General features: G+C 39.2%; 12 protein-coding genes. 9 read left to right on the top strand and 3 right to left on the bottom strand.

Translation table 11 applies throughout. The features are described from left to right. From tssA to tssG, 6 genes are read left to right on the top strand one after another with little or no spacing between them, the layout of a single operon-like run. A complete protein-coding gene (tssA, locus tag VSA01S_RS06265; RefSeq protein WP_039982843.1) occupies positions 1–1620 on the top strand; it encodes a type VI secretion system protein TssA in 1620 nt (539 codons plus the stop codon). 27 nt (positions 1621–1647) lie between these two features. Next, positions 1648–2154 carry a type VI secretion system contractile sheath small subunit gene (gene tssB / locus VSA01S_RS06260; protein ID WP_039982841.1) on the top strand — a complete coding sequence of 169 codons (507 nt, stop codon included), beginning with the start codon at positions 1648–1650 and terminating at the stop codon, positions 2152–2154. A gap of 8 nt (positions 2155–2162) precedes the next feature. Further along, positions 2163–3626 (top strand): type VI secretion system contractile sheath large subunit, encoded by a 1464-nt coding sequence (gene tssC, locus VSA01S_RS06255; protein WP_039982839.1) that lies wholly within the window; start codon positions 2163–2165, stop codon positions 3624–3626. Between the two features lie 59 nt (positions 3627–3685). Continuing rightward, positions 3686–4096 (top strand): type VI secretion system baseplate subunit TssE, encoded by a 411-nt coding sequence (tssE, locus tag VSA01S_RS06250; protein WP_039982837.1) that lies wholly within the window; start codon positions 3686–3688, stop codon positions 4094–4096. A 10-nt stretch (positions 4097–4106) separates the two neighbouring features. Then, positions 4107–5855: a type VI secretion system baseplate subunit TssF gene (gene tssF, locus VSA01S_RS06245; protein ID WP_039982836.1), complete on the top strand. Its 1749-nt coding sequence runs from the start codon at positions 4107–4109 to the stop codon at positions 5853–5855. Then, positions 5852–6850: a type VI secretion system baseplate subunit TssG gene (gene tssG / locus VSA01S_RS06240; RefSeq protein ID WP_039982835.1), complete on the top strand. Its 999-nt coding sequence runs from the start codon at positions 5852–5854 to the stop codon at positions 6848–6850. Before tssF ends, tssG begins: the two co-directional genes overlap by 4 nt. Before the next feature lie 309 nt (positions 6851–7159). Here tssG and VSA01S_RS06235 read toward each other — a convergent pair whose 3' ends face one another. The 3 genes from VSA01S_RS06235 to VSA01S_RS06225 all read right to left on the bottom strand — a co-directional run bounded on the left by VSA01S_RS06235 (position 7160) and on the right by VSA01S_RS06225 (position 12427). Then, positions 7160–7612: an Lrp/AsnC family transcriptional regulator gene (locus tag VSA01S_RS06235; RefSeq protein WP_039982833.1), complete on the bottom strand. Its 453-nt coding sequence runs from the start codon at positions 7610–7612 to the stop codon at positions 7160–7162. A 26-nt stretch (positions 7613–7638) separates the two neighbouring features. Then, on the bottom strand, positions 7639–11028 hold the full coding sequence (gene tssM / locus VSA01S_RS06230; RefSeq protein ID WP_039982831.1) for a type VI secretion system membrane subunit TssM: 3390 nt from the start codon (positions 11026–11028) through the stop codon (positions 7639–7641). A 70-nt stretch (positions 11029–11098) separates the two neighbouring features. Then, entirely contained in the window at positions 11099–12427 is a 1329-nt protein-coding gene (locus VSA01S_RS06225) for a type VI secretion system ImpA family N-terminal domain-containing protein (RefSeq protein WP_039982830.1), read from the bottom strand. Between the two features lie 551 nt (positions 12428–12978). Here VSA01S_RS06225 and VSA01S_RS06220 point away from each other — a divergent pair. The 3 genes from VSA01S_RS06220 to tssJ are packed head-to-tail and all read left to right on the top strand — an operon-like array spanning position 12979 to position 15775. After that, positions 12979–13578: a hypothetical protein gene (locus VSA01S_RS06220; protein WP_039982829.1), complete on the top strand. Its 600-nt coding sequence runs from the start codon at positions 12979–12981 to the stop codon at positions 13576–13578. Positions 13579–13587: 9 nt separating this feature from the next. Continuing rightward, positions 13588–15282 carry an FHA domain-containing protein gene (locus VSA01S_RS06215; protein ID WP_039982828.1) on the top strand — a complete coding sequence of 565 codons (1695 nt, stop codon included), beginning with the start codon at positions 13588–13590 and terminating at the stop codon, positions 15280–15282. Then, the gene (tssJ, locus tag VSA01S_RS06210; protein WP_083932311.1) at positions 15275–15775 is read left to right on the top strand and encodes a type VI secretion system lipoprotein TssJ; all 501 of its coding nucleotides are present in this window, start codon (positions 15275–15277) and stop codon (positions 15773–15775) included. The genes VSA01S_RS06215 and tssJ overlap by 8 nt, the downstream gene beginning before the upstream one ends. The last annotated feature ends 11 nt before the right edge of the window (positions 15776–15786 follow it).

Genomic DNA, 15786 nt, shown 5'->3' with positions numbered 1-15786 from the left:
ATGTCTGTTGTTGATATTGAGCGTTTATTAGCACCTATTTCAGAGTCTCAACCTGTAGGTGAAGATGCGAAATACGAATTCTGTTATGAAATGATGGAGTCCGAAGTAAAAAAATTTGGTTCATTATTCGGTGAGACAGTAGATTGGCAGGTAGTCAAAGATCATGCCGTTGAAGTTCTAGAGCACCATAGTAAAGACATCAAAGCACTGTGTTATTTAATTCGTGCTTTGTTAGAAGAAGAGGGGTTGCAAGGTTTTCATCGAGGTTTGTCGCTTTTTAATGGGGCATTAAATGAATTTGAAAGTCACCTTTATCCTACCCGAAAGCGTGCCCGAGATTCGGCAATTTTATGGCTAAGTGAACAATTTGAACTGGTGGTTCAACAACTGGAACAAAGTCTACCCTCAAGTGATGTTATTAATGATTGCGTGAAACTTATCGGTTCTGTGCAAGGTAAATTCGATGAATTGTACCCAGATTCAGAAACAGACTTCTTTGCTATTCGAGGTAAGCTGAATACCTTAGCTCAGCGAGCCGCGCTAGGTGCAAGTGAAGAGGTTAGACAGCCATCAGTTAATCCATCAGCAACCGTTTCAGAGGTTGCTACTTCAGAGGTCTTGGAATCAATACCAGAGCAACAGAAAGAAGTTTTTCAACCCGAAAATGATAAACCGGTGCAAGTGCAAGTCCCTGTTGATAAAAAACCAGATTTGTCAGCATCTACTCCAGTTAAACGTCAGAGCACGCCACAAAAACAGGTCGATATTGATACCGACTTTTCATCGCCAACGGCTTCTATGCGAACACTAAACAAAGTTGCTGAAGTGATGTTGAACGCCAATCCTGCAGAACCACTTGCATATCGAATTTACCGCTATATAACTTGGGCAGAAACAGATGGATTACCAACCAGTAATAATGGTAAGACGGAATTAGGTTCACCAGTTTCCTCAGATCAACTGGCTGAATATACCGATAAAGCTCAACAAGAAAGTGATATTGATTCTGTTAAACGTTTAGAGAAAGTTTTGATCTACTCACCATTTTGGGTAACAGGACATTTTCTTGTCTATTCAATGCTTAAAAATCTTGGGTTGAATGACGCCGCAGAAGCTGTTCTGCAAGAAACCCAGAGTTTTGTTGATTCTTTTCCTGGTATCGAAAAACTCTCATTTAAAAATTCTATGCCATTTGCAGATGAAGCAGCATTGAACTGGCTCGCCAGTCAACGTTCTGCTCATTCAGGCTCTCATTCGATGATAAAAACGGTTGTTATCTCGGAAGAAGCGTCAATGCCAATGGAGGATATTACCCTCGAAAACTTCGGGGAGTTTGCAGCAGAAATTGCCCAAAAGCTGGACTTAGACAGTTCAGGTCGAGGCCAATTTATACTGTATTTACAATTAATAACAGCTTACCAAACGGCTGGATTATATCCATTGTGTTTACCGTACCTTGAGAAGGGGTGGGAAATTTGCAATGCGTTTAATTTGGTTAATTGGGAACCTCATCTCTCGATGCAGCTTGAAAATTTGATTCGAGTAACACTGCATACGTTATTCGAAAAGAAGGATCTTCTTCCTCAGAAATATGAGATGTGGGAATCCATTTATGGCTAACTTAAAGAGTTAAATAAGGAATTTAATATGTCTCGTGACGGCTCGGTGGCTCCTAAAGAGCGAATTAATATCCGTTATGTTCCATCAACTGGCGATGCGCAAGACGACGTAGAATTGCCATTGAGCATGATGGTCGTGGGTGATTTTACTGCACGCGCTGATGATACTCCTATCGAAGAGCGTACACCAATCAATATCAATAAAAACAACTTCAATGAAGTTTTAGATGGTTTATCACCGAATGTAAAAATTAGCGTTGACAACCGTCTTTCTGATGATCCAGAAACGCCGCTTAGTGTTGATCTTACTTTCCAAGATATGAAAGATTTCTCACCTGAGGCGATCGCAAAGAGTGTTCCAGAGCTTAACGGCTTGCTTGAATTACGAGAAGCATTAGTGGCTTTGAAAGGTCCTCTAGGCAACGTACCTGCATTCCGTAAGAAGATTGCGGCTGTGCTTGAAGATGAAGAAGCAAGAAAGAAACTTTTGGAAGAATTAAGCATTGGTGATGACCAAGAAGCGAAGGAAGGGTAAGAGGTATCATGTCGGCAGAAGCACAAGCTCCAGAACAAGAAGTAGCCGCAGTTGAGTCTGGCTCACTTCTCGATAGCATTCTAAACGAAACGCGTTTGAAACCAACAGATGAAGGTTTTGATGTTGCAAAGCGTGGTGTAGAAGCATTTATCGGCGAATTACTCAGCAGCAATACAACAGAAAAGGTCGATCAATCTTTGGTTGACCTGATGATTTCGGAAATTGACCAAAAGTTATCTAATCAGGTTGATGCTATTCTTCATAACCCTGAAGTACAAGCGATTGAATCAAGCTGGCGTGGTCTTAAATACTTGGTGGATCACACCAACTTCCGTGAGAACATTCAGATCGAAGTGATCTCAGCGAAGAAAGATGAAGTTCTTGAAGATTTCGAAGATGCCCCAGAAGTGGTGAAATCTGGTCTTTACAAACAAATCTATACTCGCGAGTACGGTCAATTTGGTGGTAAACCAGTTGGTGCGGTTATTTGTGACTTTGCGATGTCAGCTTCAACGCCAGACATCAAGTTAATGGAATACATGTCGAATGTCGGTGCAATGTCACACGCACCGTTTATCACATCTGCTTCAGCGAAATTCTTCGGTCTAGATAGCTATGAAGAGCTACCGAATATCAAAGATCTACAGTCGGTATTTGAAGGCCCTCAGTACGCGAAATGGCGTAAGCTTCGTGATCATGAAGATTCACGTTACCTTGGTCTATGTTCTTCACGCTTCATGCTACGTTCGCCTTACTCGGTAGAAGATAACCCGATCAAAGCGTTCGAGTATGATGAAAAAGTAACAGATAGCCACGACAATTACCTATGGGGTAACTCAGCTTACGCTTTAGCATCTAAGATCAGTGAGTCTTTTGCTAAATACCGTTGGTGCCCGAACATCATTGGTCCTCAAAGTGGTGGTACCGTAGAAGATCTGCCGGTTTACAACTTTGAATCTATGGGTCAAATCGAAACTAAGATCCCAACAGAGATCCTGGTTTCTGACCGTCGTGAATACGAGCTAGCAGAAGAAGGCTTCATTGCCCTAACTATGCGTAAGGGCTCTGATAACGCTGCGTTCTTCTCTGCAAACTCAGTACAAAAGCCAAAAGCATTCAGCGATAAGCAAGCGGAAATGAACTACAAGCTTGGTACTCAGTTACCTTACATGTTCATTATTAACCGTTTGGCGCACTACATCAAAGTGCTACAACGTGAACAAATTGGTTCTTGGAAAGAGCGTTCGGACCTAGAGATCGAACTAAACAAATGGATCCGTCAATACGTTTCTGATCAAGAGAACCCACCAGCAGAAGTTCGTGGCCGTCGTCCACTGCGTGCAGCTAAGGTTGATGTATCTGATGTTGAAGGCGATCCAGGCTGGTACAAAGTATCACTGTCAGTACGTCCACACTTCAAGTACATGGGCGCAAGCTTTGATTTATCTTTGGTTGGTAAATTAGACCAGTAAATCAATAACCTAAAATCAAGCAGTCAGTAAATACTGGCTGCTTTTGTATGAGGGGCAACATGGAAAAAGGGTTTCGTTTATTAGAGCGCATTGAACTTGGAGAGCCAAAAAATAGCTATGAGAGAGTGATTTCTCATGAACATCTTATTGCCTCAATTCATCAACACCTTGGTGACCTACTTAATACTCACTCAGGCAATGCGATGATAGACAGTGAATATGGTCTGCCTGATTTTAATGATGTACTCGCCAGTAACAACAATTTAGTACGTCACATACAGCAAAATATCACATCAACGATACAACGCTTTGAGCCACGTTTGCTCAATGTCGAAGTTTATTATCGTGAAGATCACCACAACCCACTTCAGCTCGGCTTTGCTATCCGTGGACAGGTTTCTCACAATGGCGGTAATGTTCCAATGTCAATAGATGTCTACATGGGAACGGACGGTCAATTTAACATTTAATAGGTGTCACTTGAGCAACAGTAAATACTTTCAGGATGAGCTCACGTATCTGCGTGAATCAGGCAGTGAATTTGCTAAATATCACCCTAAGCTAACTCATTTTCTAGCGGAAGGGACTTTTGATCCCGATGTTGAAAGGTTGTTGGAAGGCTTTGCATTTTTAACAGGTCGAATTCGTGAAAAAATTGATGATGAATTGCCTGAGCTAACTCAATCTTTGATGACTTTACTCTGGCCACATTACATGCGTTCGATCCCGTCGTTATGTATTAGTGAGCTCCAATCTCATTCAGGAAGTGTAACCGAAAAAACACTGATTGAACGCGGTGCAGAGATGGCAAGCGCCCAAATTGAAGGTACGCAATGTTTGTTCCGTACTTGTTACGATGTCATGCTTTATCCACTTGAAATTATTGATATTGAACAAAAAAATAGCCGTAATAATTCCAGTGTTGATGTCACTATCGTGACCAATAATGACTCGGAGATCTCTCGGATTGGCTTAGATACTCTGCGTTTCCATCTGCATGGCGAAGTGCATATTACTCGTACTCTATTTTTATGGCTGTTCCGCTATCTTGATAACATTGAATTGGATGTAGGCGGTGGTTATAAGCGCACTCTATCGCCAGATATGATCAAACCTGTCGGCTACGAAGAAGACGAATCGTTACTTCCTTATGGACAGAACTCCTTTGCAGGTTATCGTCTATTCCAAGAGTTTTTCTCATTACCAGAAAAGTTCATGTTTTTTGATTTACATGGCTTGGATTGGTTAAAAGGAGTTCCACAGCGTAGTTCTGTTAAAATTAAATTTCATTTTAAGCGAGCACTTCCGTCTGAAGTTGTTTTAAAAAAGAAACACTTAAAGCTTCATTGCACACCTGCCGTTAACTTATTCGATAAAGATGCTGACCCGATTCGCTTAGAGCATCAAAGAAATGAATATAAAGTACGCCCACAAAGTAACCACCAAGATCACTATGAAGTGTACTCAATTGAAATGGTAGAGAGTTGGAATAAAGATGAACGCCGTCGTAAACCACTCATTGAATTTGAAACGTTCGAACACCAGATAAATCAGAAAGATAAGCAAGATTTTTATAAGACTAAAGTTGCAGAACGTTTGAGTGGTAGAGGGTTAGAGCGTTATATATCATTTCATACTCATAATGGTGATATTGCTGAGCTCGGCAGTGAAACTATCTTGATGAAGTTGCAGTGCAGCAATGCAGACTTAGCTGAGCGACTTTCTGCTGGAGATATTGCTTTTAACACTCATAAATCGCCGACTTATGCCATTTTCAAGAACATTACAAAGCCTACTCAATCTGTCAGCCCTCAAGTAAATGGCGAATTACAATGGCAGTTGATAGCGAATATGTCATTAAATTACTTATCATTAGCAAACATTGATGTATTGAAAGTCCTGCTTTCTACTTATGATTTTCATTCACGAGTTGACAGACAGGCTCATCGAGCGTCTCAACACCGGCTAGAAGGTATTATTTCATCTGAGATAAAACCAGTTGATCGTATCTTCCGAGGTGTATCTGTTCGCGGTAATCAATTTAAGTTAGTTGTTGATTCAAAATTCTTTGTTAATGAAGGAGAGATGTTTCTGATGGTGTCAGTGTTAAATGAATTCATACGACTTTATTCAAGTGTTAATTCATTTACGGAGTTAGAGGTTTTTGATGAATCTACAGGTGAAGTGTATCACTGGACAAGTCTTGTCGGGCAGCAGACCATTTTATGATTAATACTTTATCTGAACAATCGTATGAGTATAGTTTTTATCAAGCGGTACATTTGCTTGAGAAGTACTACAAAATGGAGCCGAACTCTAACTTTATTGCGGTCGGAGAAAATAAATACTTCAAGCATGAAAGAATTGAGTTTACGGTCTCGCCTAAGCTGTCTTTCCCTAAAAGTGATATGGACTTTATTGTCCATATGGAACGAGAAGGTCTGCAATATTCGCGCATTGAGACCAACTTTCTCGGCTTACATGGTGCAAGTTCACCTTTACCTGCGTCATACACTGAAAAGCTGGCAGGGCGTGACCCTGATGATAATCCGGTAAAAGATTTCTTTGATTTTTTCCATAATCGCTACACCAGCTTGTTATATCGAGTCTGGAAAAAATACCGCTACCATATTCAATACCAAAGTAATGCTAAAGATGCATTCTCTGGACGTATGCTGCATTTGGCTGGGCTGTCGAGTGTTATTCAAGAAGCTGAAGTAGCTGAATTGGATAGAGCAAAGATCCTATCTTACATTAATCAACTTTCGACTCGAACCCGTTCACCGAGATTGATTACAGGCATAGTTGCGCACTATTTCGCTTTACCAAAAGTACGAATGGAGCAGTGGGTCTACCGACGAGTGGCTATCTCACACAACCAAAGAAACCGACTTAATCAAGCGAACTGTATCTTAGGTAATAACTTACACCTTGGCAGCAGTATTGGCGACTTGAATGGTAAATTTAATTTATGCATTGACAGAGTTGATTTTGAAAAATTCAAACAGTTTTCTCGAGATGGTGAACAGTACAAGGTTTTGGTTGGGTTAATGCGCTTTATTCTTCGTGATCCCATGGCATGGGATCTCAAGTTGTCTGTTAATCTTGAAACCATTCCTAACAATGAATTAGGAAGAGGAGAAGGTAATTTGTTGGGGCAGACTTTTTGGCTGGGTAATCCTGGCGAAAAAGACGTAAATATCCGCGTTATTGGCAGTGTGTAAATTCAGGTTGCAGCTTAATAAGAAATAAATTTCTATAAATAAAGGCCGCTGATTAAAAGCGGCCTTGTTTTTGGAGCATTTTCAGCTTACTCACCGGCAAGAGATTTAGCTATATTATTTGTTTTATTCTCTTACCGAGAAGCCGACTACAATTCAGCGAGTAGAGTATCATTTTTTTCGCTGAGTACGATGAGGCTAAAAAAGCAACATATTAAGGTGGCCGCGTATTGTTTATCAACTAAGCCTTATTGAACTCATTAAGGCTTAGTTATTGTTTATAAAAATAATCTTACAACATACAACCGCAACTTAACGGCTTATTGGTTGATGAAGTACTACGGTTGTATCAAGTCTTTCGATCCCATTGAAAGATTCAATCTCATTACACAAATGGTGTATAGCTTGCAGATCTGGCGCTTCAATTAACGCTATGATATCAAAACTGCCGCCGACTACACTAGTTAAGCGCACTTCTGGAATTTCTTTAAGTGAGTTAGTCACCTCATTCTTTTTGCCTTTTTCACATGAAATAAGTAAATAACTCGCCGCCTTTCGTCCTTCATTTTCTATTCTAACTTGAGCGGTGTACCCTTTAATTATTCCAGTTTTCTCCAAACGGCTAATTCTTTCTGCCACTGCTGTACGCGATAAGCCAATGTTTCTTGATAGATTTGCAATAGACTCACGTCCATTTGATAACAAACTAGATAAAATCTTACGATCTAATTTATCTAAGCCTTGTAATGTCATATTAGAAATCATGTGGTCTGCCTTATTATATTTAATTATTATATCGACTCTGGGAGTGTGAAATTAAACAACTCGCCGAGAGTGAACGGGTTTTTTTGTGTCAGAGGGGTGATACGTAAACTTAATTCCCTGCCTGATACTTTTATGTCACTAATGAAGCTTCCGTTATGAGTGTTTGTCAAGGTTGAATCACCTAGCAATCGATATATCGCCCATTGACCACTCTTATTTAAAACGTGTTGTTTCCCTTCACTAGTTACATCTTGGATCGTGACTGTAATGTTAAAATCCCCATCTTGTGGAGGCCATGACATCTCACGAATGCGGCTTGGACCGTGATAGTAGCTAATATCAGCGTCAGCAATTTTTATACTGGCTCGCATAGCACTTGAATCAAGGTCTAAAACAGTGGCACTGAACGGAATCGACATTCTGTTTGTGCTCTTATTAATTAAAGTATCTCTAATGATATTGTAGTTACGTAGTTGCACCAACAGCTCTGAGGATAACGGCATAGCTTCCCCGTCTACTTGTTTCGGCGTCCATAAATTAGTGTCATAAAATGGTGCAAAGTTAGTCTGTATAAATACATCGAGTAAGCCACCAGAGGCAAAAAGCAGTTCGAAATCTTCGATCGATATCTCCTCTTTTGCATCTAAATCGAAAGGATACTTATGCAATCCAAGCTCTTTGAATTTGGTATAAACTTCACTATACCATTGAGTCTGGATACCTTTTGACGATTCAGTAATCATGACTGACCAGCTTTGCTTAACCACATCCATTAGCCAACTTCTTACCGGCTCTGGAGATTTTTGAGCAATTTGTTTCAACTTGATTAATGGATCTGCTTCGGTACTGTTCATACGATATTGTGCTGCTGCTAGAGCTGCCATTTGAGGATCTGGTGCGTCGGCAATATCTTTCATGTAAGTACGAACACGACTTAATGCTGCAATAGTTTCATCCCATGGAGTAGGGGAGTTAGGTGTTTCACTAATTTGTAATTGATTCAAAAGGTGGAACGCATGCTCAACTCGTTTCATTAATAGGTAGTCAGGCTCTACTGTTTCTTCTAGTTTTTCAGATACAATTTCTGCAGCACCGGCTAATTTTGGGTTCACTTTTGAAATTAGCAGATCCTTTTTGCCAACGGGTGAAAATTGAGTATTGTTGTATACCTGTTTTAATACCGTTGTCATTGGTGAAGATGGACCAGAGATCAAATCAATCGCATTGGTTAAGTCTCCGATATTATTATAATCTTGAACCTTGAGTTCACTTAACGCGTTGCGCCAATGGCTAATATAGTCATCAGTGTATTTTTTGCGAACCTGAGCTTTAAACTTATCCTGTTCTTTTTGCGTCGGTACAACATTATTAGTCAGTCCTAAAACCCAGTTATCACTGATGACTTGTTTAGACATAAGATCAACTCTGGGTCTGTAGAAAGTACTAAAGCCTGTAGAAGTATAGATCTTATTGAGTGTGAGTTCTTGGTTATTCGTTGGATCATTGAATATATTACTGAATTCAAAGCCAACTGCACGTTGTAAGTTAAGTGTTCCAAGATCGATGGCATCGGCTTGACTTAAAATGCCAGCATAAACTAGGTCGACATTGGATTTAGCCAATAGAGAGCGGCGTGTCGCTCGAACTACGTTCATATTAATCTCTACAGGCTGAAATTCAGTCCTGAAATAAGCATCAATATAACGAGAAGAAAGCTCAATATCGTTGGATCGACCACTTAAATCTGTCATTATTTTGATTGTTTCGCTGCGAAGGAATTTAAGATCACGTTTAGCAGGTTCGTGAAGCATTAAATAACCCTTCAATAGAGGCATAGCACGAGTAACATTGCTTTGATTCTGTGTAAGTTGAAGGCGGTAAGCCCCTTCAATTAAAGGAATCAATTGTTCTTGGACCTGTGTCAATAAATGACGGTAAGCTAACTGCGTGCTGTTTTCTAAACGGCTGATATTAAGCGGTAAAACTTCTTGTTCTAACGCTTTAGAGCCTTCCAACCAGGCTTGATAAGCAGGTTGAATTTTTAAATTAATAGTGGTCAGCTGTTGCTCAAAATTATTTTTAGGGTCGACCTGAACTTGATCATCAATATTGAGTAACTGGTTGATGATGTGTAAGTTATTGTTCAGTGTGTTGAAGAAGTAATATCCACCACCTAGCAACAACACCAAAGAAGCCACCATGGCTAAGTGACTTTGGCGCTGTATGGTCCGTAAGTGCGTTTTATTTTCTCCAGCATAGTCAGACTCAGGCAAAATTTGAGAGTCCATAAGAAAACGTGAAAAGTACGGAGTTTCGGTAAGCTGTGTATGCTCTGAAGCAATGATTGGTAGATTAAAGTAGTTACTACAGCTTTTTGCTAATAGATTATACTTTCGGCCTCCCTGTAAACTAGAATTGAAGAATACTTCCCTAATATCCAGTGAATAGGCTCCATTGTTGACATCACATAAGCGCTCTAATACATAACCAATTTCTGATTGGCAAAGATCAAACTGTTTTGGGAAAGCTAAAATCGCTTGTTTTTCATCAATATCAGTTGAGCTTGCAGAAGCATCTAAAGCGTTACTCTCCAGTACTCGTACCAAGTTTTTGTAACCATCGCGAAAATATTCGGTCAGTACGCCTTTTGATTCTTTCAAAGGAATTGAAAGAAATTCCACGCGAGTTTTAAGTGAGCTGAAGTGAACGTATTCTTTAAAGCCATCGAGCTTATCCAGTTTTGACATCATTAAGTAGACTGGTAACGCTGCAGATATCTTGTCACTGATAGAACTTAAGCGTTGTAGCAACGTAGTTAGCGTGTAATCTTTCTGCTCTGATTCTGAGATAATCATAAACTCAAAATCAATAAAGAATAAGCAACCAGCAAATGGTTTTCTTGGGTTATGGCGAATGATTTCACTTAAAAAAGTGTTCCATAATGAAGCATCACTGCTTGAAACCTCCTGAAAAACCAAACGTTGATCCGGTTTGATATAAACCACACTATCAGACTCATACCACTCAAAAAAGTCGTTCTTAGTTGTGCGAGAACGATCCATTGGTTTAATCGCACTAGAATTATATAAGAATTGACGTCGGCCTGACATTTTGTTGCCGAGCATTAAATATATTGGCTTACCTGCTGCATTAGAGAGAAGTGGTCGAATCACCATCGATAGAGCTTCATCTTCTGTTTCTAAGCGTTGTGCCCTGACGTTATTTCGCTTTTTGTACCACAACGAAAGTTGGAAAAGCAGATAAAAGGCTAAAATAGATCCAAGACCTAACCACAAATAGATCTTATTGGTATCCTCTAACCATAGGGTGTATATACCTGCAACCAGCAAAGCAAGCAAAATAGCAATTATACTGGATAGTAAAATTGGATTTCTGAATGTATTCTTCTTGAACATATAGCCGTAACTTCTTTTTGTTATAATAATTTAACTTTTATTTCATTATTTATTTATTCTATATTTATTTTTACTTAATTATTTTAGTTTGTTTATCCTTGAGTTGAGTTAACTTATAAAGGTAAACATTCAATAAGTATGCAGAACGCTCTAGTTCCTGTTGTTCTTGGTTGTTCTCTGTATATTCAATGCGTCCGAGAAGAGGGAATAATGAATTACTGTATTCGTATGCTTTCTTAGTGCTTTTTGTTGAATTCTTTTTTAGTACATTAGCGAAAGTTGTTCTAGCGTAAGAGAACTGTTTATAAATAGCATCATAATCTGTTTCAAATTGAGAGCGTTGCACCAAAAAATTGCTCCGAAGTTGCTGTACAGATGAAGAATCTGAATAAATACTGCTAAGTTCACTAGTCAGTTTATCTATATTATCTGTATAAGTAACTTTTACTGGATCATTTGGCCAATTTGTCATCAATGAATCTAATTTTTCTATTGTAACGGAACGTAATGACTGTATTTGTTCTTCTGAAAGTTCCGTCTTAAAAGAGTCAACGATAACTGCTAACTGAGGGATAGAAGCTTGCTCAATCTGCGATATTAACTTTTCATGCTGATACTGCTTATGAACAAAGTGTGATGCAAAAGCAGCAAGTATGAGAGCCAGAATGATAAAGATTACCCCTTTATTCGACTTCAGCGGCACGTCTTGTGTTTGTGTTTCTACTAAAGATTCTGACTCTTTTCTTTTAGATGTTGAGAGAGATGATGCGACGTCAACTTGTATACCTTGTTTTGGTCTTGGCTGTTCCTTTTCTATTTTTCTACTTGTAATTTGTGGCTCTTGAGCTTTTATTTGTGCTTCTTTAAGCTCTTCAATCCAAGGCTTAATTACCCGACGGATCCTACCAAACGAAGGAGACTTTATACCGTAGTGGAGTCTGAGTTCTTCTTCTATACGCAAACACAATTGATGTGCAGCTTCAATAAGCGGAAGCTCATCTGGTTGAATACGATACTTTTTAATTCTACGTTCGGTATGCTCTACCATCCACTCAATGGCACTGATTCTTGTGTTAGGCTTGGTGTGTTCTGGTGATGCGTTGTACCAATAAACTACGCATAAATCGAGAATAGAGTTCAGTCCTTCTACTAGCCCTTTAAGGCCATCTATATGTAAAGCAGCTACGGTAAAGTAACAACTACAACGAAAGTCTTTTCCCTGTGTGCTGAGTATTTTTTTAGATAAAGATTGTACGGTTTTCCATGAAACTTGCCCAGTAACCTTATTAAGAGTATTAATCTGACGTTTTATTTCGTCGAAGTCTTCTAAGCCATTTGGGTTGACGCCACTTGGGTTACTTTCATCGATGGGTCTTCTAGTGAAGTCGCTGAAAAACATATTGTCCAATTCCATTGTTCTTTTTAGTGTAGGCCTAATGCCAAATGTTTTAATTACAACGTTGTTAAGAATTTTCTCCGGACGGATTTTATAGCTAAAAGAGGAAAAATGAACTGTAAATATTTGTTAATCATTTATTATTTTGCTTTTTGTGATACTTGTCAAAAAAAGAAATAAAAAATAAGTTATTTTCATGTTTACCTTTAGTGATATGTTTCAAACTCTTCATTATGAAATAAATTCATAAAATTTACATAAATATTTACAAGGAATTTTTACAGTTTGTCGTTCTACTATTTTTATATTAATCACAAATTCTTAAATACTGTTAATTAACCCTTTGCTAATATTCTGCTGGTTCGAGGCGGCTTTAGCTAAAGTGTTTTGCATGCTTGTGATGATGCTTTTTACCCTTCTTATTAGTGATATTGCTTTTATTAATAGGTGATTTGCCTTATTTGGTGGGGGTATTTTTTACCATATTGAAAATATATTGAGAATTGCTATCTTTTGCCGCTAATTATATCTAAATGCTTTTCTAGAGGGACGACATGTCAAAGCCACGTCAGATTGGGTTGATTACCGCTATGTGTTTATTTTCTGCATTTGCGGCTGCAAAAGGTGAACGATACGGTGTATCTGTGAATATGCTAAACATAGAAAGTATGGACTACGAGCAAGGTTCTAGTGGTGATAAAAGTGTATTCAGGTACGGTTTAGTTCACACCCGCCCAATTGATGAAGATAATAATCGGTGGCGTTGGTGGTTTGGCCTCAACTATACAAATGATTACTTCGAGGCTCCCGCTAACGGTGTTTACCAAGAGTTATCTAACATAGAGTTGCGCGCAGTACCTCAATTTGCTCTAGGTAATTGGAGCATCCTAACCCCTTATATTGGTGCAGGTCTATCTGTTGGGTATTCGCAGTATTCAAATCGCTGGGCTGTAGATGAAGGTGGGCGTCGACAAGATGCATTAAAAGATTTTGAACAGTTTGAAGTTGGTGCCGTTGCGTCTTTTGGTACCGCCATCAAACTTGGTAGTAATCCAGATGCACACTTACAACTCGTACCTCAAATTTCTTATATTCTTCCAATCTACAACGAAGGTGTGGGTGGATTTGAACTATCACTCTCTTTGTTATTTTAAGGTTTAGGCATGCGCTTACATCAGTTAGTTCTATATATTGCTAAATGCCCAGAAGAGTATACAGGTTCAAAGCATATTGAAATGCCAGAAAATGGAGGCTCAATTGGGCGAGCTCCAGGCAGTGCGCTCCACTTGATTGACCATAACCGTTTTATTTCAGGAACACACTGTTTGTTAAGTGTTTATGGTGATACGTATTACATTAGTGATGTATCAACTAATGGCACTATGGTCAACGGTACTAAGATCCTTAAAAATCAACCTATTTCAATTGTTGATGGTGATACTATATCTTTGGGTCAATATGAAATTGGAGTTGGCCTAGAAAAAATAGTTGAAACGCAGGATATTGCCGTTGATATCGCTCCTGATCGTGTTTCTACTGATCCTTTAGTAAACCTTGGTGAAGCGGTTGTCGAAGAAGAAGAAAAGATCGGTGCGCTTGAAGAGTTATTCATGGAAACTAAGCAAGACGATGTGGATTTAAATGATCCCATTGCTCATTTGAAGTTTTCAATGCAACTTGAAGATGATCATCTCATTCGTGACGAAGAAAAGCCGCAAGCGAAAACGCCACAATCGGTTGAAAATATTCGGCAAGTTGTCGATGACAGTTTCAGCATTCACTCTGAATTTGATATTCCTAGCTTGATTCCCGAGGACTGGATGGGCAGCGAAGGCGAAGGTGAAGGTAAAAGTGGTTTTGTTTCAAGAAAAGACCCTGTCCTTTCTACTCAGCCTCACTCCCAAAACCGAAATAACACTCAGGATAAGCTTTTGAACCAAGAAAGCTTTGTTAAGCAGGATGATAATATTCAAGCGGGGCAGAACAAAGAATTAAATGCTAAAGTCTCTCCTTTGTCCGATAGGAACGCCTTTCAACAAGCTGATTCTCAAATTCAGCCCCACTCGAAGGTTCAGACTGAGTCTGTAAGTACTAGGCAGCCTGAATCTGCACAGTTTATTCCTGAGTTCGATATTCCAGAGTTTAGTCCCTCACCAGCTCAAACTAATGAGACGGCTCAAAAATGGGAGGAGGTAACACAAGCCTTCTCTCCAACTGCACAGCCATTGACGACTATTGATTCAGTTGTCAATGTCGACTCAGCTGCAACTATCAACTCAACTGAAAGGGAAACAGATGTTGCTTTCTTAAACACTGAACAAGTCACACAACCAGAAAGCTACGATGTTACGGACATCAGTCAAGCGTTTTATGAAGGTTTGGGAGTAAGTAAGCCTGAGTTATTGAGTTCTGAAGCATTGCTGTTTAAGCAAATGGGAACTTGTTTACGCTTGTGTATTGAGAAACTGCAAAAAGAACTTCATGAAGTTGAACAATTAAAAGATGAGACAGGACTTGGTGATATGGATGCAAATATTACTGAGCTTATGCTGACGTTAAACAGCCAGCAATTACTTTCTCCTAATGAATTAGTTGAACAAATGCTGGATGAATTGAGTGATCATCAAGTCACTTTTAATAAAGCATTAAATGAACTGTTATTAGAACAATCAGAAAGTAATGATCCGGTCGTCTTTGCGCGAGAGCTTGCCTCAAAATCGTTGTTTAACACTAAGTCTAAATTATGGAGTGCATACCTCGAATTCTATTCTGGTAACCGTCGTCAGCTTAACGAAAGCTCATTGAAAGGGCTAATTAAGAAAAGCTACACCAAAGCGTTGAGGGGCAGTCATGCGTAAGGTCATTGTATTACTTGGTTTGATTTTACTTTCAGGTTGTTCAATGTGGGAACAACTTAAAGAATCGACGGGAATTACCCCAGAAACATCATCAGTCGAGTTAATCATTGAGTCTTCTTCGATCTTAAATCTGCGTGAAGGAGGGCAATCTTCACCGGTGATACTAAGGGTTCATGAGCTGACCTCACCAGTATTATTTCGTAGCTTAGATTTCTTTGCTCTATTCGAAAATGATAAGGCATCGTTGGGTGATGAGTACATCAAACGCTATGAATTTGAAATGCAGCCAGGTGATAATATTCATCAAATGCTGACTTTGGATCCTGAAACACGAGCGTTAGGTTTCTCTGTTGCATTTAGAGATATTGATGGGTCCTCATGGCGTATTGTCGAAATGATCGAACCTCAGAGTGAATACTACATCAAACTCAAATTAGAAGGCAGTGAGCTAATCTCCGATTACACTCGCGGCGTTGAACAAGTCTATTTTTAAGGAATAAAAGC

It is taken from the genome of Vibrio sagamiensis NBRC 104589, from assembly GCF_007990935.1.
Lineage (GTDB): Bacteria > Pseudomonadota > Gammaproteobacteria > Enterobacterales > Vibrionaceae > Vibrio > Vibrio sagamiensis.
The sequence above is the reverse complement of the archived record's forward strand: the minus strand, read 5'-3'. Positions and strand labels throughout refer to the sequence as shown.